This is a genomic window from Serratia sp. NPDC087055, from assembly GCF_044900985.1.
GTDB lineage: Bacteria > Pseudomonadota > Gammaproteobacteria > Enterobacterales > Enterobacteriaceae > Serratia.
In genome coordinates, this window is record NZ_JBJDOG010000001.1 from 1727909 (window position 1) to 1747883 (window position 19975).

General features: G+C 52.0%; 20 protein-coding genes. 16 read left to right on the forward strand and 4 right to left on the reverse strand.

Annotated elements, in window-relative coordinates; all coding sequences use genetic code 11:
- Positions 1-202: 202 nt before the first annotated feature.
- A complete protein-coding gene (gene rne, locus ACI2J2_RS08190; RefSeq protein WP_404759834.1) occupies positions 203-3574 on the forward strand; it encodes a ribonuclease E in 3372 nt (1123 codons plus the stop codon).
- Positions 3575-3637: 63 nt separating this feature from the next.
- Here the strand turns inward: rne and ACI2J2_RS08195 are convergent, their stop codons facing one another.
- Positions 3638-3925 (reverse strand): putative quinol monooxygenase, encoded by a 288-nt coding sequence (locus ACI2J2_RS08195; RefSeq protein WP_209634167.1) that lies wholly within the window; start codon positions 3923-3925, stop codon positions 3638-3640.
- A gap of 224 nt (positions 3926-4149) precedes the next feature.
- Here ACI2J2_RS08195 and pyrC point away from each other — a divergent pair, with 224 nt between their 5' ends.
- The 8 genes from pyrC to ACI2J2_RS08235 all read left to right on the forward strand — a co-directional run bounded on the left by pyrC (position 4150) and on the right by ACI2J2_RS08235 (position 9718).
- Positions 4150-5196, forward strand: coding sequence for a dihydroorotase (gene pyrC / locus ACI2J2_RS08200; protein WP_209632725.1), 1047 nt, complete (start codon positions 4150-4152; stop codon positions 5194-5196).
- An 80-nt stretch (positions 5197-5276) separates the two neighbouring features.
- The gene (dinI, locus tag ACI2J2_RS08205) at positions 5277-5516 is read left to right on the forward strand and encodes a DNA damage-inducible protein I (protein ID WP_037423878.1); all 240 of its coding nucleotides are present in this window, start codon (positions 5277-5279) and stop codon (positions 5514-5516) included.
- Between the two features lie 136 nt (positions 5517-5652).
- Positions 5653-5931, forward strand: a complete 279-nt coding sequence (locus tag ACI2J2_RS08210) for a hypothetical protein (protein WP_404759835.1) — start codon at positions 5653-5655, stop codon at positions 5929-5931.
- A gap of 191 nt (positions 5932-6122) precedes the next feature.
- A complete protein-coding gene (bssS, locus tag ACI2J2_RS08215; RefSeq protein ID WP_037423884.1) occupies positions 6123-6377 on the forward strand; it encodes a biofilm formation regulator BssS in 255 nt (84 codons plus the stop codon).
- Between the two features lie 143 nt (positions 6378-6520).
- On the forward strand, positions 6521-7636 hold the full coding sequence (solA, locus tag ACI2J2_RS08220) for an N-methyl-L-tryptophan oxidase (RefSeq protein ID WP_404759836.1): 1116 nt from the start codon (positions 6521-6523) through the stop codon (positions 7634-7636).
- Positions 7637-7860: 224 nt separating this feature from the next.
- The gene (locus tag ACI2J2_RS08225) at positions 7861-8487 is read left to right on the forward strand and encodes a LuxR C-terminal-related transcriptional regulator (protein ID WP_209632722.1); all 627 of its coding nucleotides are present in this window, start codon (positions 7861-7863) and stop codon (positions 8485-8487) included.
- 132 nt (positions 8488-8619) lie between these two features.
- Positions 8620-8736 (forward strand): DUF2770 family protein, encoded by a 117-nt coding sequence (locus ACI2J2_RS08230; protein ID WP_209632721.1) that lies wholly within the window; start codon positions 8620-8622, stop codon positions 8734-8736.
- A gap of 4 nt (positions 8737-8740) precedes the next feature.
- Positions 8741-9718: a zinc-dependent alcohol dehydrogenase family protein gene (locus ACI2J2_RS08235; protein ID WP_404759837.1), complete on the forward strand. Its 978-nt coding sequence runs from the start codon at positions 8741-8743 to the stop codon at positions 9716-9718.
- Here ACI2J2_RS08235 and ACI2J2_RS08240 read toward each other — a convergent pair.
- The gene (locus ACI2J2_RS08240) at positions 9705-10757 is read right to left on the reverse strand and encodes an AI-2E family transporter (RefSeq protein ID WP_209632719.1); all 1053 of its coding nucleotides are present in this window, start codon (positions 10755-10757) and stop codon (positions 9705-9707) included. The genes ACI2J2_RS08235 and ACI2J2_RS08240 overlap by 14 nt on opposite strands.
- Positions 10758-11182: 425 nt before the next feature.
- On the opposite strand from ACI2J2_RS08240, the gene ACI2J2_RS08245 reads away from it, so the two are divergent.
- Together ACI2J2_RS08245 and ACI2J2_RS08250 are read left to right on the forward strand one after the other, a co-directional pair.
- Positions 11183-11737 (forward strand): cytochrome b, encoded by a 555-nt coding sequence (locus tag ACI2J2_RS08245; RefSeq protein WP_404759838.1) that lies wholly within the window; start codon positions 11183-11185, stop codon positions 11735-11737.
- A gap of 23 nt (positions 11738-11760) precedes the next feature.
- Positions 11761-12339: a YceI family protein gene (locus ACI2J2_RS08250; protein WP_265554978.1), complete on the forward strand. Its 579-nt coding sequence runs from the start codon at positions 11761-11763 to the stop codon at positions 12337-12339.
- Positions 12340-12376: 37 nt separating this feature from the next.
- On the opposite strand, the gene ACI2J2_RS08255 is transcribed toward ACI2J2_RS08250, so the two are convergent.
- Positions 12377-13447, reverse strand: a complete 1071-nt coding sequence (locus tag ACI2J2_RS08255; protein ID WP_209632716.1) for a rhodanese-related sulfurtransferase — start codon at positions 13445-13447, stop codon at positions 12377-12379.
- A 209-nt stretch (positions 13448-13656) separates the two neighbouring features.
- Between ACI2J2_RS08255 and ACI2J2_RS08260 the strand changes: the two genes are divergently transcribed.
- On the forward strand, positions 13657-14754 hold the full coding sequence (locus tag ACI2J2_RS08260; RefSeq protein ID WP_265554980.1) for an NADH:flavin oxidoreductase/NADH oxidase: 1098 nt from the start codon (positions 13657-13659) through the stop codon (positions 14752-14754).
- A gap of 18 nt (positions 14755-14772) precedes the next feature.
- On the opposite strand, the gene ACI2J2_RS08265 is transcribed toward ACI2J2_RS08260, so the two are convergent.
- On the reverse strand, positions 14773-14934 hold the full coding sequence (locus tag ACI2J2_RS08265) for a histidine kinase (RefSeq protein WP_209632714.1): 162 nt from the start codon (positions 14932-14934) through the stop codon (positions 14773-14775).
- Between the two features lie 275 nt (positions 14935-15209).
- On the opposite strand from ACI2J2_RS08265, the gene ACI2J2_RS08270 reads away from it, so the two are divergent.
- The 4 genes from ACI2J2_RS08270 to ACI2J2_RS08285 all read left to right on the forward strand — a co-directional run bounded on the left by ACI2J2_RS08270 (position 15210) and on the right by ACI2J2_RS08285 (position 19975).
- A complete protein-coding gene (locus ACI2J2_RS08270) occupies positions 15210-16130 on the forward strand; it encodes a Kdo(2)-lipid IV(A) acyltransferase (RefSeq protein ID WP_037423910.1) in 921 nt (306 codons plus the stop codon).
- Positions 16131-16229: 99 nt separating this feature from the next.
- Positions 16230-16514: a YciI family protein gene (locus ACI2J2_RS08275; protein ID WP_209632713.1), complete on the forward strand. Its 285-nt coding sequence runs from the start codon at positions 16230-16232 to the stop codon at positions 16512-16514.
- 195 nt (positions 16515-16709) lie between these two features.
- Positions 16710-17948, forward strand: a complete 1239-nt coding sequence (gene mdtG / locus ACI2J2_RS08280) for a multidrug efflux MFS transporter MdtG (RefSeq protein ID WP_209632712.1) — start codon at positions 16710-16712, stop codon at positions 17946-17948.
- A 473-nt stretch (positions 17949-18421) separates the two neighbouring features.
- A complete protein-coding gene (locus ACI2J2_RS08285; protein ID WP_265554985.1) occupies positions 18422-19975 on the forward strand; it encodes a peptide MFS transporter in 1554 nt (517 codons plus the stop codon).

Here is a 19975-nt window from a genome sequence, read left to right on the forward strand (position 1 = left end):
TAAATCAGAGGCTATTCCCCTAGTAAAAGTGCTGTTTTTCACAAAGAAATACAGGCTTACCGAGATAATGCGCCCCTATGCAGGCGACAACCGTGAGGTTGACGACTTTGCGAGAAGACACGGGGTTTTCGGTTTTAATCCGGCCATGAGGTTATTTTGCCCGCAGCTTTGTCGATAATGTAAAAATAACGAGTAAGTTAAGATGAAAAGAATGTTGATTAACGCAACTCAGCAGGAAGAGTTGCGTGTTGCCCTCGTAGATGGACAGCGGCTGTATGATTTGGATATTGAAAGTCCGGGTCATGAACAGAAAAAAGCGAATATTTACAAAGGTAAAATCACTCGTATAGAACCAAGTCTTGAAGCAGCGTTCGTTGATTACGGCGCCGAACGACATGGTTTCCTCCCTCTTAAAGAAATCGCCCGCGAATACTTCCCAAGTAACTACTCTTCTCATGGTCGCCCTAACATCAAAGATGTGCTGCGCGAAGGCCAGGAAGTGATCGTTCAGGTTGATAAAGAAGAACGTGGCAACAAAGGCGCAGCCTTAACCACCTTCATCAGCCTGGCGGGCAGTTATTTGGTACTGATGCCGAACAACCCTCGTGCCGGTGGTATTTCACGCCGCATCGAAGGTGACGACCGTACCGAGTTGAAAGAAGCGCTTTCGTCCCTGCAACTGCCTGATGGCATGGGTCTGATTGTTCGTACCGCAGGCGTTGGTAAATCTGCCGATGCGCTGCAGTGGGATCTGTCTTTCCGCCTGAAGCACTGGGAAGCCATCAAAAAAGCCGCTGAAGGCCGCTCTGCCCCCTTCCTGATCCATCAGGAAAGCAACGTCATCGTACGTGCATTCCGCGACTATCTGCGCCCAGACATCGGCGAAATCCTGATCGACAATCCCAAAATTCTCGATCTGGCCAAAGAGCACATTGCTGCCTTGGGTCGCCCGGATTTCAGCAGTAAAATCAAACTGTACAGCGGTGAGATCCCTCTGTTCAGCCACTACCAAATCGAATCTCAAATCGAATCCGCTTTCCAGCGTGAAGTGCGCCTGCCTTCCGGCGGCTCGATTGTTATCGACTCCACCGAAGCACTGACCGCTATCGATATTAACTCCGCGCGTGCAACTCGTGGCGGCGATATCGAAGAAACGGCGTTCAACACTAACCTGGAAGCCGCGGACGAGATCGCTCGCCAGTTACGCTTGCGTGACCTCGGCGGCCTGATCGTTATCGACTTTATCGATATGACCCCGGTTCGTCATCAACGTGAAGTGGAAAACCGCCTGCGTGATGCCGTTCGTCAAGACCGCGCGCGTATCCAAATCGGTCGCATTTCCCGTTTCGGCCTGCTTGAGATGTCGCGTCAGCGCCTCAGCCCGTCGTTAGGCGAATCCAGCCATCACGTCTGCCCACGCTGTAACGGCACCGGCACCATCCGTGATAACGAATCACTGGCTCTGTCCATTCTTCGTCTGATCGAAGAAGAAGCGCTGAAAGAAAACACCAAAGAAGTTCACGCTATCGTGCCAGTTCAGGTTGCTTCTTACCTGCTGAACGAAAAGCGTGAATCGGTGAGCGCGATCGAGAAACGTCAGGGTGGCGTGAAAGCGATCATCGTGCCGAACGATCAAATGCAAACCCCGCATTACTCTGTGCTGCGCGTGCGTAAGGGTGAAGAGACACCAACCCTGAGCTACCTGTTGCCGAAACTGCACGAAGAAGAAATGGCTCAGCCGCTGGAAGATGCTCCGATGGAGCGTAAACGCCCAGAGCAGCCAGCGCTGGCTTCGTTCTCTCTGGCTGCTGACGCACCACCACCGGCTGAAGAACCGGCAGTGGCGAAGTCTACCGCCACCGTTACTGCAACCAAACAAGCCGCGCCAGTTGCTGCAAAACCGGGCCTGTTAGGCCGTCTGTTCGGTGGCCTGAAAGCGCTGTTTGCTGGTGAAGAACAGCCTGTTGTCGAAGCCAAACCCGTTGTTGAAGCGCCGAAGCAAGAAGGTAACGGTGAAAACCGCCGCCAGGATCGTCGCGGTCAACGCCGTCAAGGTACTGGTCGTAAAGAACGCGGTGAGCGTGGCGATCGTCCAGAACGTGGCGAGCGTAAAGAACGTGGTGACAACCGTGATCGCGATAACCGTGAACCGCGTGAAAATCGCGAACCACGTGACAACCGCGAAGGCCGCGAAACACGTGAAGTACGTGATGAACAGCGCCGCAACCGCCGCAATGCGCCACAAGCCACTGCATCGGTCGATGAGCCACAGTCTGAAGAGGCCGCAAAAGCACAGCGTGAAGAGCAGCAACAACGCCGTGATCAACGTGCCGAGCGTCAGCGTCGTCGTCAGGAAGAAAAACGTCAGGCTCAGCAGGAAGTGGCCGCGCTTGAAAGCGTAGAGACCACCACGGCCAGCACCAGCAATGACGAAGATCTCGAAGAACGTCAGATGCAGAACATGCAGCGCCGTCAGCGTCGTAATCTGCCACAGAAAGTTCGTGTATTGTCTGCGGAAGAAGAACTGCATCGCGCAGCGGAAGAATTATTGGCACCCAAAGCGCCAGTAGCAAAAGCTCAGGACGTGAAGCCTGCCCAGGTTGAAGACAGCGTTAAACTGCTGCCTGAAACCCTCGAGGCGCAGGCCGAAGATGATGCACAAGGTGATAACCGCGCTAACGGCGAAAACGGCATGCCACGCCGCTCACGCCGTTCTCCGCGCCACCTGCGCGTCAGTGGTCAACGTCGTCGCCGTTACCGTGATGAGCGTTACCCTACTCAGTCGCCAATGCCATTGGCTGGGGCTTTCGCCTCTCCGGAAATGGCCTCAGGCAAGGTCTGGGTAAGTTACCCTGTCACACAGACTGCGCAAGTGATTGAAGAAGCTGAAGTTCAGGCGGAAGCTATCGAGATCGCTACTGACAATGTCATGGCACCGGAAGCCGTCAGCGTAACCGCACCAGCGGTCGTTGAAACCGCCGTACAAGCCGTTAGTGCGCCAGACGTTGCAGTTGAAGCACTTGAAGCAGAAACCCAACCGGTTGTTGAAACCGTTAAGCCGATTATCACGGCTCAGGCTGAGGAAATCACCGCAGCACCTGTGGTTGAGGCACCGGCCGTAGAAGAAACGGCTGCAGCTGAAGTCGCGCCAGTGGTTGAGGCCGCTCCAGTGGTTGAAGAAGCGCCAACAGTTGAAACTGCCCCAGAGGTGGAAGAAACGCCCGTTGTGGACACCGCAGTGACTACCGTTACTGAAGACACGTTTGTTGCCGAGCAGGCATCCGTGGTCGCAGAACCGGAAGCCGCTGTCGAGCCTGTGCAGGCCGTTGTTGCTCCAACCGTTGTTGAAGAAAAAGTGTCTGTTGTACAGCAGCAACCCGCACCGCTGTACAAGCATATCGCAACGGCACCAATGACCAAGGCTCCTGCACCGGATTATGTGCCGGAACAGCAGCAACACAGTGATTGGCAGCGCCCTACCTTCAACTTCGAAGGTAAAGGTTCCGCCGGTGGCCATGCGGCGGCGAACCAAGCCACCGCACCGGCAACCAAACCGCAGCCGGTTAACGATTAACGTAATCTGCTCCGATCAAAAAAACCCGCCATAAGGCGGGTTTTTTATTGCAACAACATCGGCTCAGGCAATTTTCTTCAGGCGTTTGATATCCAGCGAATCAAGTTTGCCATCAAGCTGGCTGACAAATTGCTTAAAATGCTCGGTGGCATTGTGCTTTTCCAATGCCTCTTCGCTTGCCCAGCGTTCAAAAAATACGAAGGTGCCTGGCTGTTCCAATTCGCGGTGCAAATCATATTGCAGGTTACCCAACTCCCGACGGCTTGGTTCGATAATCTCATGTACCGTATCGCTCACTGCAGATACAAATTCAGGTTTCGCCTGTAGGGTCGCAATTACTCGCACTTCCATTTTTTCCTCCCATTCCACATGAATAACCTTGATTACCCGGCAGTTTGCACCCGGGAACCATTAAAATCCTTCTCACTATGCGCCTGATAGCCAATTGATTTCAACTTGCTGTGAACAAACAGATGCATCGCAAGCGCTTTCAGCTTATCCTTACACCCCGGCGTGAATAACCCCCATTATTCGCTTTTATGTAGACCCGTTTCTAACCGCCGGAGCCTTGCAACATGACCGCACAACCTCAAGCCCTGAAAATCCGCCGCCCTGACGACTGGCACATCCATCTGCGTGATGATGACATGCTGAAAACGGTTTTGCCCTATACCAGTCAGGTCTTTGGCCGGGCGATTGTGATGCCGAACCTGGCTCCACCAATTACGACCGTCGATGCCGCCCGCGCTTATCGCGACCGCATTCTGGCAGCAGTCCCTCAGGGGCATAGCTTCACCCCGCTGATGACCTGCTACCTGACGAATTCGCTGGCCGCCACCGAACTGGTCACGGGGTTCGAACAAGGTGTTTTCACTGCCGCCAAGCTGTATCCGGCTAATGCCACCACCAACTCCAGCCACGGTGTCAGCGATGTGAAAGCTATCTACCCGCTGTTCGAACAAATGCAGAAAATCGGCATGCCGCTGTTGATTCATGGTGAAGTGACCGATGCCGCCGTTGATATTTTCGATCGCGAGGCTCGTTTTATTGAGCAGGTTATGGAGCCAATTCGTCAACAGTTCCCAGAACTGAAAATCGTCTTCGAGCACATCACCACCAAAGAAGCGGCCCAATATGTGCAGGAAGGCAATCGATTCCTTGGCGCCACTATCACTCCACAGCACCTCATGTTTAACCGTAACCACATGCTGGTTGGTGGCATCCGCCCGCACCTGTTCTGCCTGCCTATCCTTAAGCGCAATATTCATCAGGATGCATTGCGCAAAGCGGTTGCCAGCGGCTCAGATCGCTTCTTCCTCGGCACCGACTCTGCCCCGCATGCCAAACACCGTAAGGAATCAAGCTGTGGCTGTGCAGGTGTATTCAATGCCCCTAACGCCATCCCGGCCTACGCCAGCGTATTTGAACAACTGGGCGCACTAGAGCATCTGGAAGCATTCTGCTCACTGAATGGCCCGCGTTTTTATGGTTTGCCGGTCAATACCGATTTTATCGAGCTGCAACGCGTCCCGACCACCCAGCCGGAAGAGATCCTCATGGGTGACGAAACGGTAGTGCCCTTCCTGGCAGGAGAGAGCCTGAACTGGTCAGTGAAGGCGTAAGCATCTTTTTTTAACGTAGCCTCTTGCCCCCGGCTGCGGTTAACTGTATAAATATCCAGTAAATCGCTTCGGGGGCAATTATGCGTGTTGAAGTCACTATAGATAAAACCAAACCACTACCGTCAGGGGCCATAGAGGCTCTGACCGGCGAACTGAGCAAGCGAGTCAATCGCCAATTTCCAGACACCGTGGTTCAGGTACGTTATGCCGGCTCAAACGGGCTCTCGGTACTTGGCGGTCTCAAAACAGATAAAGACCTGATCGCAGACATCCTCCAGGAAACCTGGGAAAGTGCTGACGATTGGTTTAGCGCAGAATAATACTGCAATGTAGTTTTTGCCGGGGGTCGCTCTCCGGCTTTTTTGTATTTGAAGCCTGGCGAAGGGGGTTTAATTTTTTGCTGGAAGAAACCCTTTATCTGGTCTGTACTGAATGCTTTAACAGGAGGTATTTGACATGTCCCCAGACAAAGTGAGAAACGAAGAAGCGATGACGTTTGGCGAGTTGCTGGCACTGATCGCCGATCAAAAACGACGTTTAAGCGTGTTGGAAGTGGCATTCTCCTATCTGGCCTTTGGTCTTGATGACAAAGCCAACCAATTGTTAATCCACAGCCTAAAGCTGGAATCGCAAAATCAAAATCGCGATGCCGAAACACAGCAGCACTTTGCCCATCTGGCCTCCGAGTTAGAAAAACGGCTACACGGAAACGCCCCCCCACCTGATCTTACATAGCACCCGGTCTTCCCTCTTTCGCGAGCGAACCTGTAGAATAATCACTCAAATAAATATTTATTTTGCAAAAGAAGGTGGGAAAAGCTCCACCACCGAAACCAGATGCGTATACTGTAATTGCTCACATGATGATGGGCCGCATTGATCCTCGTTAGTCACTCACGGTAGTCACTACTCAATAAGGGGTCTTTATGGACAGAAATGATGAAGTAATTCAGACACACCCGCTTGTTGGTTGGGATATCAGTACTGTCGACGTTTATGACGCCATGATGATACGCCTTCATTACCTGTCTTCACTAGACCAGACACCCGAAGACGCCCAAGTAGACAGAACGCTTTGGCTAACTACAGATGTCGCACGTCAATTAATCAATATCTTAGAAGCTGGCATCGCCAAGATTGAAGCAACGGATTACCAGGACCTTGATCGTAAAAAACACTAGTTCACTCTACCCAAAAACCTAAGGCGCCAGTATTTATCCCTGGCGCCTTTTTCTTTGCCTAGAACTCGTGCAACAAGTGCATTGCGACGCCCAACCTTTTATCATGACGGCATAAGAGAGATGTCACAGAGAGGTTATGGCACGTGGAATATGACTTAATTGTTGTGGGCAGCGGTTCGGTAGGTGCAGCGGCGGGTTACTATGCGACACGGGCCGGCCTTAAAGTATTAATGATAGACAGTGCGATGCCCCCACACCGTAACGGCAGCCACCACGGCGATACGCGCATCATCCGTCATGCCTACGGCGAAGGCGAAAAATATGTTCCGTTGATTCTGCGTGCCCAAGCCTTATGGAACGCACTGATTAAACAAACGGGTGAAGAGTTGTTCCAGGATTGCGGTGTGCTGAACATGGGCCCGGAGCAATCAGAATTTATTCGTAATGCCCAGCACAGCGCGCAAAAATTCCGACTCAATACGCAAAATCTGAGTGCGGAAGAGATAAACCAGCGCTGGCCGGAATTCAATGCACCTGAGGGCTACGTCGGCGTATTTGAGCCGGATGCAGGGTTCCTGCGCTCGGAAAAAGCCATCACCAGCCTGATCAAGCTCGCGAAAGACGCCGGTTGCAGTCAGTTGTTCAATTGCCCAGTCAGTGCAGTGCAGCCTATCGACGGTGGGGTTGAAGTCATTACCGCTGAAGGCCACTTTCAGGGGCGCAAGGCCGTAGTCACTGCCGGTACCTGGGTAAACGCGCTACTACCCCGGCTCCCAGTTACCCCGCTGCGTAAAGTGTTTTCCTGGCATCAGGCCGATGGCCGTTACAGCATCAATAACCGGTTCCCAGCCTTTACTGTCGAAGCGCAAGACGGCAACCATTACTATGGTTTCCCTGCCGATAACGACGGGTTGAAGGTGGGTAAACACGATGGTGGCCAACCTATAGATAAGCCTGAAGAGCGTAAACCTTTTGGCAGTTTTGCCAGTGACGGCACCGAAGTTTTCCATTTCCTGCGCCAATTCTTGCCAGGTGTAGGGGTATGTTTACACGGTGAAGCATGCAGTTATGACATGAGCCCAGATGAGGACTTTATTATCGATACGCTGCCAGGCTGCGATCGCTTAATGGTTATCACTGGCCTGAGCGGCCATGGTTTCAAGTTTGCCAGCGTGTTGGGTGAAATTGCTGCACTGTTTGCCGAAGATAAAACGCCCCCGGTGGACATCCTGCCCTTCTCATTAAAACGCTTTGATTAAGCCCTTCGCTTCACTCAATCGCGCCCGCCACCCGCTGCGGGCGGCGGTTGAGTGCCTAAGTTACAACCAAGAATTATCATAACAATCTGAAATTTAATGTAAAAAATATTTCAACGGAAATTTCTGTCGTAAGTATCCGGATTTCCGAATTGATCCGCTGTGGTGTAAGTTCTATTTTACAGCTGATATGCCATAGTAATTCTTCGATCAACAAGGACGTCACCATGAAACTGCTTGTCGTGGACGAATGCTGCTTCACTCGGGTCGGAATAGATAACTATTTTACTGACAATGTTTTCGCCCAGGTAAAATGTTGCCACAGCCTTGAACAGGCGACCCCCCTGCTGGATCACTACCGGCCAAGCCACATTCTGGTGAACCTGACCAAACAGTGCCGCCATAGCGAAGATGACGCCCAACTTCAGGCCTTTATTGATGCTACATCATCGGCACTGTTGTTTATTTATCTGGATACCCCCTACCCCTATAGCGAAACGCCAATGCGTATCGCCGACCACGCATTCCTGTTCAATAAAGCCACTCTGCCGGTGACCTTGCGCATGATGCGCGAAAAGCCGGTGTCACTGATGGACTGCAGCGTTGAACATTCGCTGTTCAGCCCACAGGAGCTGACGGTAATGAAGCATTGGATGGCTGAAATGCCCAATTACCGCATCGCGAAAAAACTGCAAATCAGTTCGCATACGGTCTACGTTCACAAACGTCATATCACAGAGAAAATCAACGCCCGCAACCGGCTGGAATTTTATTCACTGTATAACGTGCTGCGCTACTTCTATCCGCCAAGCGTGCCTTCGAGCGCTATGCCACTGTCTTTGATGGCGGTGTAACCAAAGCCTGCGATAGCAGGCTGCTGTTAATCTTGAGGTATGCCTCTGTCCCACGTTTTGTTCTCTCGACAGTATGAACGCCGGCCACAAAAATACTATAATCTGCCCGTCCTTACCTTGTGGCCTCTAAGAATGTTAAACAAAATACTGTCGGCGATCGTCAACAACGTGCGCGAACATCTGGTGCTGTATCTCTGTCTATGGCTGGTGTTATTGGTGCTGGACGTCTATTTCTTCTTTATCGCTTAAACGCATGCCATCTCCCCTTCCGCGCCTGTGCTTTCGCCGTTTTGGCAACCCTGAGCAAGTCATTGATTTGGAACACACTCGTCTTCCTGCGCACCAGCCCAACCGCCTGCGTTTACGGATGCATTATGCACCGATCAACCCCTCTGATTTGATCCCAATCCACGGCCAGTATGCACACCGTACCGCCTTGCCTCAGGTACCCGGCTACGAAGGCATGGGCGTTGCTATCGATTCTCAAGGTCACTCTACCGATAGGCGGGCGCTGGCGATCATGGGTGATGGCAGTTGGCAAACCTGTGTCACGATTGAACAAGCCAGGGTCGTCTGGGTGCCGGATGATATTGATGATGCCAGTGCAGCACAAATCTATATCAACCCACTCACCTGTTGGGTATTGCTGACACAGTGGCTGTCACTGAATGCTGGCGACATCCTGTTGCTAAACGCTGGGGGATCGGCAATAAGCTTTCTGTTTTGCCAATTGGCCGCGCTGCGCGGTATCAAATTGATTGTGGTCGTACGCAATACGGCACATCAACAGGCGTTACTGAATGCCGGTGCATGGCGAGTCTACGAAAAGAGTTTGTTGCAGCAATATGAGTTACAGCTACTGACCGGCCATACCGCGAAGGCAGCGATCGACTGTGTTGGTGGTGAGGAGGGTTTACAGCTGGCACGTTCGGTGGGCCCTTCCGGTGATTTTGTCGCCTTGGGGTTACTCAGTGGCCAACAGGTTGACTGGCAACGCATTGCTCAGCAATTGCGGCTGCGTACCTCACTGTTTCATCTGCGTAAGTGGAATGCACAAGCCACACTGACTCAGTGGCAAGCTGCATTCCAGCAGCTTTTTCATTTGGTCCGTAGCGGCCAACTGACCCTGCAGCCCCCAGCAGCAGTCTATCCCCTACGGCACTATAAACTGGCGCTGCAGCATGCCGCCGACAGCAAAACGCAGGGGAAAATCTTCTTTACTCCGGAGTAACCTGTTTTACTGGCTGCCCATCACCGAGAATTACAGCCAATTTGTGCCCGCCTTCGGTGGTCTCCAGTGCGATACGCGTAATAATGGTCAGTGGCACCGACAGCAACATCCCCACTGGCCCCATCAGCCACCCCCAGAAAATCAGAGACAAGAAGACCACCAGCGTCGACAGCCCCAACCCCCGCCCCATAACGCGCGGTTCCAACATATTGCCAATCACCAGGTTGATGGCGATAAAACCCGCAGCCACCACCAGCGCATCGCCAAAACCATTAAACAGCAAAGCCTGGACCAAAGGAGGAACAGCGGCAATCACCGAGCCGATATTGGGAATATAATTTAGCAGGAACGCCAGCAGTCCCCAGATAAACGCAAAACGCACGTCGACCGCAGCCAGGAACCCCCAGACAATAACGCCCGTTGCCAAACTGATTACCGTTTTGATCACCAAATAACGGGTAACGCCATCCAGTGCACGCTGAATATTGGCAATACCTTCACTCGGCTTGTCGAGCGCTTGCTGTAATTTGTAAGGCAAGAGTTGTACTTCAAACAGCATAAATACCACTGTCATCAACAGCAGAAATATATTGGTCATTGCCCCTGAAAAACGGCTCAACAGGCGGGTAACCATATTCATGGCCGCACTGGGATCGACATACTGCAACATTGCCTCGGTAGAAATAGTGATATTGGCGCGGTCTGCGTAATGCTGCAGCTCTCCCAGCTTTTCCATCATCATGCCGCGGTACTGCGGTAACGAGCGGGCAAATTCGTTTAGCGAGGCACCCAATATTCCGATGAACAACATCAATATGATGACAACGGCGACCACCAACAAGGTCACGCCCAACACACGCGGTATCCGCCAACGTTCAAGCTGCGTCACGAGCGGATTCAGTACCATAGCGAGGAATACCGCCAGTAAGAATGGCACCACGACATCCGCTGCGGCTTTGACACCCGCGAGAATAATCACCACCATCGCCAGCATAATGGCCAGGCGCAGGCTGCGATCGGTCGACTCTGTTCGGCCCATGACATTTCCTTGCGTTAATAGCGCTGGCCCGACGGACCACCAGATACCCGTTATGTTAGCAAACTCTGCCTCAGCGCAGCACGGGTATTGCAGGTTGGATAGAAAATACCCTTTTTCAAAACATCACCTGGAAATAGTTGGCAATCTTGACTAGGGTTTATTTGTCAAAACCTCTCAGCATATTTACGCAAAATGACAAAAGCTGACAATAATAAATAAATTCGTTATTTTTCAAACCATAACAAAAAATTAATTTACCACAGCATCTATTAACTCCAACTATTTCACTGATTGACTTATCGCTATCTTAACCAAATCCACTGATTGATATTAATAAGAAGTAACATAGTTAAATTTATTATTGATTTTATGTTTCTTAAAGTTTAATTATTGCAGCCAGAAAATGAGGAATGTAAGGAAACGCGATGCTCTGGAAAAATACCGCGAACCGGTTTGGCCATATTTCAGTGCTGATCCACTGGTTGGTTGCGCTGGCGGTGTACGGCATGTTTGCCCTTGGTCTATGGATGGTCACGCTTGGCTATTATGATGTCTGGTATCACCAGGCACCGGAAATCCATAAAAGCATCGGCACGCTGCTGTTTGTCATCATGGTGATCAGAGTGATTTGGCGCTTTGTTTCACCGCCCCCTAAACCGTTGGCCAGTTACAGTCGCTTCACGCGTGTTAGTGCAATCTTGGCGCATTTGGCACTCTACGTGGTGCTGTTCAGCATCCTGATTAGCGGCTACCTGATTTCTACCGCCGATGGCCAGCCTATCAGCGTTTTCGGTTGGTTCGACGTCCCTGCCACCGTCACTGGCATGGCGGAACAGGCCGATACCGCCGGCACTGTTCATCTTTACCTGGCCTGGGCCGTGGTAGTGCTTTCAGTGCTGCACGGTTTGGCTGCGCTTAAACATCACTTCGTTGATCGTGATGTTACTTTGAAACGGATGCTGGGTAGCAGCGCCGATTAACCTTTGGATTTATGGAGATTGCTATGTTAAAGAAAACCGTACTGGGCCTGGCGACAGGCGCACTGCTGCTGAGCGCCGGTTCCGCACTGGCTGCTGACTACAAAATTGACAAACAAGGTCAGCACGCCTTTATCGAATTCCGCATCCAGCACCTGGGTTACAGCTGGTTGTACGGCTCTTTCAAGGATTTTGACGGTGGTTTCACTTTCGACGATAAAGATCCGTCCAAAGACAAGGTGAACGTCACTATCAACACTGCCAGCGTCGATACCAACCACGCTGAGCGTGACAAACACCTGCGCAGTGCAGAATTCCTGAATGTGGAAAAGAACAAACAGGCCAAATTTGAATCCACTGAAGTGAAAAAGAACGGCGAAGGCTATGCGATTGTCGGCAACTTGACACTGAACGGCGTGACCAAACCGGTTACGTTGGACGCCAAGCTGATCGGTCAGGGTAACGACCCATGGGGTGGATACCGCGCAGGCTTCGAAGCCAACGGTAAGATCAAACTGAAAGACTTTGGCATCACTACCGATCTTGGCCCGGCGTCTCAGGACGTAGAGCTGATTATTTCCGTGGAAGGCGTTCGCGCGAAGTAATGCAAAAGCGCGGCAAGACTGCCGCGCTTGTTAGGGCTCAGCTGGCTGAGCCTTTATCTTCTTCCGGTGCAGGAATATGCATCGTGGTCTGCAATAACCCTTTCGACTTATTGAAAATCTTGATGCCGTTCTCACGGCCGGCACGGCGTGCACGCTGCTCTTCACGCGGCAACTTCAGCTCTTCGCGGCAGATCTCGCTGCAACAACCTTCAAATTTAGCGGCACAACTCGGGCACTGAATAAACAGTAAATGGCAGCCATCATTCTTGCAGTTGGTGTGAGTATCACAGGCAGCACCGCACTGGTGGCAGTTGGCAATCACATCATCAGAAATCCGCTCGCCCATACGCTCGTCAAACACAAAGTTCTTGCCGACAAACTTCAGCGGCAGCCCCTGCTCTTTTGCTTTGCGTGCGTACTCGATAATACCGCCTTCTACGTGATAGACGTTTTTAAAGCCGTTATGCAACATATAGGCACTGGCTTTTTCACAACGGATACCGCCGGTGCAGTACATGACAATATTTTTGTCTTTATTGTCCTGCAGCATTTCAACGGCCATTGGCAATTGATCACGGAAAGTGTCTGAAGGCACTTCGATGGCATTCTCAAAGTGGCCGACTTCGTATTCGTAGTGGTTACGCATATCCACAAACAGCGTATCCGGGTCGTCAATCATTTGGTTAACGCGATCGGCCTGCAAATACTCACCGACGTTAGCCGGGTTAAAGCTTTCGTCATCAATACCATCAGCGACAATGCGATCACGCACCTTCAGGCGCAATACCCAGAAGGATTTACCGTCGTCTTCCAGGGCAATATTCAGCCGAACCTGGTCCAGTGCCGGATGCGAAGCAAACAACGCGGCCTTAAACGCCTCAAACTTATTTTGCGGCACGCTGATCTGCGCATTGATGCCTTCTTTAGCCACATAAATGCGGCCGAAGACCTTTAGCTTGTCGAATTGGACATACAGGCTGTCACGAAACGCCTTAGGATCGTCGATGGTGAAATATTTATAAAAAGAAACTGTAGTGCGCGGCTCGGTTTCCGCCAGCATGCGCGCCTTCAGTTCCTCATTAGAAATTCGGTTATGTAACACTGGCATGGTGTACTTTCCTGTCTTTCGGGAGGTGACTGATTTGAACGCGCGCAGGCCGCTGGCCCACGCGCGGCGCACATAATACCCGAAAAATCGGCTCAACACAGCATTAACCCGCTGGCGCTGTTGAGTGCGAAAACTTGACGTTGTTCACGAATCCCGATAAGCCTAAGGAGATCTTACCCACCCTATTTACCACGGACCTGGAGGACATTATGAGTCAGTTATTTACCCCGATTGCGCTGGGGAAACTGAATTTGCCCAACCGTATTATTATCGCGCCAATGTGCCAATATTCAGCCGACAACGGCAAAGCAACACAATGGCATACAATGCATCTGGGTAGCCTGTCATTATCCGGCGCCGGCCTGCTGATTGTGGAAGCCACATCGATAGCTCCCGAAGGCCGTATCACGCCCAGCGATCTCGGTTTATGGGATGACGCCACCGAACTCGCACTGGCTGAGGTGGTGAACGCGGTAAAAAAACACGCCACCATGCCGTTAGGCATTCAACTTGCCCATGCAGGGCGCAAAGCCTCCTGTGCCGTACCTTGGGCTGGCGGTGGACAACTCAGCGCCGCAAACGGAGGCTGGCAAACATTGTCTGCCTCGACCCTGCCCTTTGCCCCGCAGGATGAAAAACCGGTGGCAATGAGTCTGGAAGAGATTGAGCAACTCAAAGCGCAGTTCGTTGCGTCGGCAAAACGTGCGGACCGACTCGGTTTTGAACTGATTGAGCTGCATGGCGCGCACGGCTATCTGCTGCATCAGTTTCTTTCACCGCTGTCCAATCAGCGCAACGATCAGTATGGTGGCTCATTGCAAAATCGCATGCGCCTGTTGCTGGAGATTTTCAACGACGTGCGTGCAGTCTTTCCGGCGCACAAGGCGCTCGGTGTACGTATTTCTGCCAGTGACTGGGTTGACGGGGGGTGGGATGAGCAGCAGTCGGTGCTGCTGGCAAAAGCGCTAAAAGAGCTGGGCTGTGACTACATTCATGTGTCCAGCGGGGGGACGTCACCGCTGCAAAAAATCCCGGTTGGACCTAATTATCAAGTCCCTTTCGCCGAAACCATCAAGCGGGAAACCGGGTTGCCGACGATTGCGGTAGGGCTAATCACCGAGCCAGAACAGGCGGAAGCGATTGTCGCTACCGGGCAGGCAGATATGATCGCACTGGCGCGTGGCATCCTTTACAACCCACGCTGGCCATGGCATGCCGCGGCGAAACTGGGTGAGAAAGTCAGTGCACCACCGCAATACTGGCGTTCAGAACCACATGTGTTGAAAGGTCTGTTTAAAAACGCCTGATAAATCCGGGGTGGATGCTCAGTGGCCACCCCGGCATTCAGTAAACCCGGAAGTCACTATTCCCGCCAACAGGACGATTCCTGCCGTGACCAGCAAAGGGTTAAACTGGAGGTGTGCGCCAAGGCTGCCCAACAGCGTTCCCGTGACCAGCAGCCCTACACTTATCCATGATGCCAACATAATACCCCCTAAATAATTGCGCGGGATGATACGCATCTGTCGCTGACAGGCTTTGTCCTTTCGAGCGGTATCGTCGGATTATTCATCAATTGATATCGATTCATCACCGAAAATGATGTTTTAATGCGGTGCCTTTTCACGTTGCGTGAGAAAAATGTCACAATAGTTGGTTATAAACGGCAGAAAAAGAATGCCTGGCAAAATTGCCTTTGGGTGATGGCCCCTGGTATTACTCTGTTATTATTGTCAAATGACTGCTTCTAAGCTGAGAACACATGACTCAAGTTCCTTCTTTTAATCGCTCTTTATTGCACCCACGCTACTGGCTTACCTGGTTCGGCATCGGTTTGCTCTATTTGCTGGTCCTGCTGCCTTACCCCGTCATCTATCGCCTTGGCACCTCGCTGGGTCGTTTCTCCATGCGCTTTCTTAAGCGCCGAGTAGCGATTGCTCAGCGTAACCTGGTGCTGTGCTTCCCAGACATGCCGCAGGCAGAGCGCGATGCATTGGTTGTGCAGAATTTTGAATCTGTCGGTATGGGGCTATTTGAAACCGGTATGGCGTGGTTTTGGCCAAACTGGCGAATCGAGCGCTGGTTCCAGGTCAGTGGACTGGAACATATTCAGAAGGCGAAAGATAACCATCAGGGGGTTTTGCTGATCGGTCTGCATTTTCTGACGCTGGAACTGGGTGCCCGTATATTTGGTATTCACAATCCGGGCATCGGGGTTTACCGGCCGCATGACAACAAACTGATGGACTGGCTACAGACCTGGGGGCGTATGCGTTCCAACAAGTCCATGTTGGACCGTAAAGACGTCAAAGGTATGATCCGGGCGCTGAAACAAGGTGACATCATCTGGTACGCCCCAGATCACGACTACGGCCCACGCAGCAGCGTGTTTGCTCCCCTGTTCGCCGTGGAAAAAGCCGCCACCACCACGGGTAGCTACGTGTTGGTACGGATGGGTAAACCTGCCATTATTCCCTTTACTCCACGCCGCTTACCCGATGCAAAAGGGTATGAGTTGATTATGCAGCCGGCGGTGGAAAACTTCCCGCTGGATAATGAGCTCGAAGCTGCCGCTTTTATGAATAAAGTGGTAGAGAAGGAAATCCTGATGGCGCCGGATCAATACATGTGGCTACACCGCCGCTTCAAAACCCGGCCGGAAGGCGAGCCTTCTCTCTATTGACCCCTAACCCGCCGTTTGGCGGGTTTTTTATACCGCAGATCTTGAGAAACGTCGGCAACGGTGGGATGGTAAGCCTTTGTCGCTCATCCTGGAGTTGTTATGTACATCGTTAACCTCACCTACCACCGCCCGATAGCAGAAGTGGACAGTCACCTTGAAGGACATGTCGCCTGGCTGAAGAAATATTTCGAGGACGGCACCTTTATCGCCTCCGGCCGCAAGAACCCACGTACCGGCGGTGTAATCCTGGTGAAAGGCATCGAACGTTCGCAATTGGATGCCATTGTGGCGCAAGATCCCTTCAATGCCGTTGCCCACTATGAGATTACCGATGTCGCCCTCTCGACCACGTCCAAGGGTTTCGAACAGCTCGCTGGGCTTTAAATAGGCTTTTTCCGCGCGCACAGCGCGGAATATTGCCAATACGCTATTTTTAAAACTTTATTTCATTTTCCTCGCATCCCCCACCACATCAATTGATGCCGTCTAGAATTAAGCGCATACTTACCAGGCTAACTTTTTTGCTTTGCTCCTTGCCTCCACGCAAAAGCAAAGCGTCCTCCTCAGCAGCAGGCACTTATGGCTTCGGCACCAGACCCCATCAACTGGAAACGCAATCTTTTTGTCACCTGGCTAGGGTGTTTCCTCACCGGCGCCGCATTCAGCCTGATCATGCCTTTCCTTCCGCTTTATGTGGAAACCCTTGGTGTAACCGGTCACGAAGCGCTGAATATGTGGTCTGGATTGGTATTCAGTATTACCTTCCTGTTTTCTGCAATTGCCTCCCCATTCTGGGGGGGATTGGCTGACCGCCGTGGGCGTAAACTCATGCTGCTACGTTCGGCGTTGGGGATGTCGATTGTGATGCTGTTGATGGGAATGGCGCAGAATATATGGCAGTTTTTGGCGCTACGAGCAGTTCTGGGTCTCCTCGGCGGCTTTATTCCCAATGCTAACGCGCTAATTGCCACGCAGGTACCAAGAAATCGCAGCGGGTGGGCCTTGGGCACGCTATCGACAGGCGGCGTCAGCGGTGCATTGATTGGGCCACTGATCGGCGGTCTGTTAGCCGATCAGTACGGATTGCGGCCTGTGTTCTATATCACTGCTGCCGTGCTGTTGGTCTGCTTTATCCTGACGCTGCTGTGCGTAAAAGAACAATTCACCCCAGTGCAGAAAAAGGACATGCTGCACGCCCGGCAGGTGTTCGCTGCGCTGAAAAGCCCCAAGCTGATCCTCAGTCTGTTTGTCACAACCATGATTATTCAAATTGCCACCGGGTCCATTGCACCTATTCTGACGCTGTATGTCCGCGATTTAGCTGGCAATATCCATAACCTGGCCTTTGTCAGCGGTTTGATCGCCTCGGTACCGGGCGTCGCCGCGCTGATGAGTGCCCCCCGGCTGGGCAAACTCGGTGACAGGATCGGCCCAGAACGCATTCTGGTCGTTATGCTGATCGTCTCGGTGTTGTTGCTGATCCCCATGGCCTTTGTGCAAACGCCATGGCAGTTGGGTGTATTACGCTTCCTGCTTGGCGCTGCCGACGGCGCGCTATTACCGGCTGTGCAAACACTGCTGATCTACAACTGTACCAACCAGGTCGCCGGACGGATATTTAGCTATAACCAGTCTTTCCGCGACATCGGCAACGTCAGCGGTCCGCTGTTAGGGGCAGCAGTATCTGCCAGTTATGGCTTCCGTACGGTATTTTGCGTCACTGCTTTGGTGGTGCTATTCAACGCCATTTATTCCTGGTGGTGTTTACAACGGCGTCCGGCACGAATGAGAGAAGATACCCTGCAGGAAGAGCAATAGCTGTATTTATCACCAACTCCCTCACCTAAATGGGTCGATGGCCCGTTTACCCTACTTTTAGTATTGATACCCCATGCAGTCTCTTCTGCAACGACAACAAACACAATCACGTTTTAATTATTTGTTTTTAAACAAATAATAAACTTTTAGCGCAATAAACCGCCTGTCAATAACATTCCTTTCCCAACCAACATAAAAACCAGAAAAGTAGATGTTTGTCGACTTTTCATCTAAAAAATGGGATACAGGGACTAGACAAAACCATCATCCAGTTATCAAATGGTTAAATAATATCACGCCCAATGTAAACCATTGGCCAAGTGAAAAAAGACCAACGCGCTTTCCACGGTTAACGGGCGCTGCGGCCGCGGTTTTGTCGGGTAATCCGCACTGGGTGGGTCACCTTCCTTAAATACACATACATACCACAGTATAAGCTGCATCAATGCAGCGCATTTTATTGGGAAGACGTTATGCAATCCTCTGTTAATAAACAAGAAAGTCGGACATTCTTCGGCCATCCCTATCCGCTGGGATCCCTATTCTTTACAGAAATGTGGGAGCGGTTCTCGTTTTACGGTATTCGCCCATTACTGATCCTGTTTATGGCCGCGACGGTCTATGACGGGGGTATGGGTCTCGCACGTGAAAATGCCTCGGCAATTGTGGGTATTTTCGCCGGCAGTATGTACCTTGCCGCCCTGCCGGGCGGTTGGTTAGCAGATAACTGGCTTGGCCAGCAAAAAGCCGTCTGGTACGGCTCGATTATGATCGCCCTTGGTCATCTGTCGATCGCCCTGTCCGCCATCATGGGCAATAACCTGTTCTTCATTGGTCTGATGTTTATCGTGCTGGGTTCCGGTTTATTTAAAACCTGTATCTCGGTGATGGTGGGCACCCTGTATAAAAAAGGCGACAATCGCCGTGACGGTGGCTTCTCGCTGTTCTATATGGGCATCAACATGGGTTCGTTCATCGCCCCGTTGATCTCTGGCTGGTTGATCCGTTCTCACGGCTGGCATTGGGGCTTCGGCATCGGGGGCATCGGTATGCTGGTGGCACTGGTGATCTTCCGCGTCTTTGCGGTACCGGCGATGAAACGCTATGACAGCGAAGTTGGCCTGGACTCAACCTGGAATAGCCCTGTAACCAAGAAAAATGGCGTTGGTGCCTGGTTGATTGCATTGGCCATCGGCGTCGCCGTGGTTGTTACCCTGATTGCCCAAGGCATCATCGTGATTAACCCTGTCGCCGTAGCCAGCATGCTGGTATACGTCATTGCGGCCTCGGTAACCCTGTACTTTATTTACCTGTTCGTGTTTGCCGGCCTTAGTCGCAAAGAACGCGCGCGCCTGCTGGTGTGCTTTATTCTGCTGGTATCTGCGGCGTTCTTCTGGTCCGCTTTCGAACAGAAACCAACATCGTTCAACTTGTTCGCCAACGACTACACCAACCGTATGATTGGCGACTTCGAGATCCCTGCGGTGTGGTTCCAGTCAATCAACGCGCTGTTCATTATTCTGCTTGCCCCAGTGTTTAGCTGGGCATGGCCTGCTCTGGCACGCAATAAAGTGCGCCTGAGCAGCATCACCAAGTTTGTTATCGGTATTCTGTTTGCCGCTGCAGGTTTTGGTCTGATGATGCTGGCAGCACAGAACGTGCTGGGCAATGCTGGCGCAGGCGTATCCCCGCTGTGGCTGGTTGGCAGTATTTTGATGCTGACGCTGGGTGAGCTGTGCCTTAGCCCAATCGGTCTGGCAACCATGACGCTGTTGGCGCCAGAAAGAATGCGCGGCCAGATGATGGGCCTGTGGTTCTGTGCCAGTGCGTTGGGCAACCTGGCCGCAGGCCTGATTGGTGGCCATGTAAAAGCCGACCAACTGGAGATGCTGCCTGACCTGTTTGCCCGCTGCTCTATTGCGCTGTTGATCTGCGCCGCAGTATTGACGCTGCTGATCGTACCGATCCGCCGCATGCTGGAAAATACCCAGGGTAAAAGCGCACAGAAACCGGCAACCAATGCCTGA

Excerpts from the sequence above, each read along its gene's own strand:
- pyrC (WP_209632725.1), top strand. The coding sequence starts at position 4,150 with ATGACCGCACAACCTCAAGCCCTGAAAATCCGCCGCCCTGACGACTGG.
- dinI (WP_037423878.1), top strand. The coding sequence starts at position 5,277 with ATGCGTGTTGAAGTCACTATAGATAAAACCAAACCACTACCGTCAGGG.
- ACI2J2_RS08245 (WP_404759838.1), top strand. The coding sequence starts at position 11,183 with ATGCTCTGGAAAAATACCGCGAACCGGTTTGGCCATATTTCAGTGCTG.
- ACI2J2_RS08230 (WP_209632721.1), top strand. The coding sequence starts at position 8,620 with ATGTTAAACAAAATACTGTCGGCGATCGTCAACAACGTGCGCGAACAT.
- ACI2J2_RS08260 (WP_265554980.1), top strand. The coding sequence starts at position 13,657 with ATGAGTCAGTTATTTACCCCGATTGCGCTGGGGAAACTGAATTTGCCC.
- rne (WP_404759834.1), top strand. The coding sequence starts at position 203 with ATGAAAAGAATGTTGATTAACGCAACTCAGCAGGAAGAGTTGCGTGTT.
- bssS (WP_037423884.1), top strand. The coding sequence starts at position 6,123 with ATGGACAGAAATGATGAAGTAATTCAGACACACCCGCTTGTTGGTTGG.
- mdtG (WP_209632712.1), top strand. The coding sequence starts at position 16,710 with ATGGCTTCGGCACCAGACCCCATCAACTGGAAACGCAATCTTTTTGTC.
- ACI2J2_RS08275 (WP_209632713.1), top strand. The coding sequence starts at position 16,230 with ATGTACATCGTTAACCTCACCTACCACCGCCCGATAGCAGAAGTGGAC.
- ACI2J2_RS08235 (WP_404759837.1), top strand. The coding sequence starts at position 8,741 with ATGCCATCTCCCCTTCCGCGCCTGTGCTTTCGCCGTTTTGGCAACCCT.
- ACI2J2_RS08225 (WP_209632722.1), top strand. The coding sequence starts at position 7,861 with ATGAAACTGCTTGTCGTGGACGAATGCTGCTTCACTCGGGTCGGAATA.
- ACI2J2_RS08255 (WP_209632716.1), bottom strand. The coding sequence starts at position 13,447 with ATGCCAGTGTTACATAACCGAATTTCTAATGAGGAACTGAAGGCGCGC.
- ACI2J2_RS08285 (WP_265554985.1), top strand. The coding sequence starts at position 18,422 with ATGCAATCCTCTGTTAATAAACAAGAAAGTCGGACATTCTTCGGCCAT.
- ACI2J2_RS08270 (WP_037423910.1), top strand. The coding sequence starts at position 15,210 with ATGACTCAAGTTCCTTCTTTTAATCGCTCTTTATTGCACCCACGCTAC.
- ACI2J2_RS08240 (WP_209632719.1), bottom strand. The coding sequence starts at position 10,757 with ATGGGCCGAACAGAGTCGACCGATCGCAGCCTGCGCCTGGCCATTATG.
- ACI2J2_RS08265 (WP_209632714.1), bottom strand. The coding sequence starts at position 14,934 with ATGTTGGCATCATGGATAAGTGTAGGGCTGCTGGTCACGGGAACGCTG.
- ACI2J2_RS08250 (WP_265554978.1), top strand. The coding sequence starts at position 11,761 with ATGTTAAAGAAAACCGTACTGGGCCTGGCGACAGGCGCACTGCTGCTG.
- ACI2J2_RS08195 (WP_209634167.1), bottom strand. The coding sequence starts at position 3,925 with ATGGAAGTGCGAGTAATTGCGACCCTACAGGCGAAACCTGAATTTGTA.
- ACI2J2_RS08210 (WP_404759835.1), top strand. The coding sequence starts at position 5,653 with ATGTCCCCAGACAAAGTGAGAAACGAAGAAGCGATGACGTTTGGCGAG.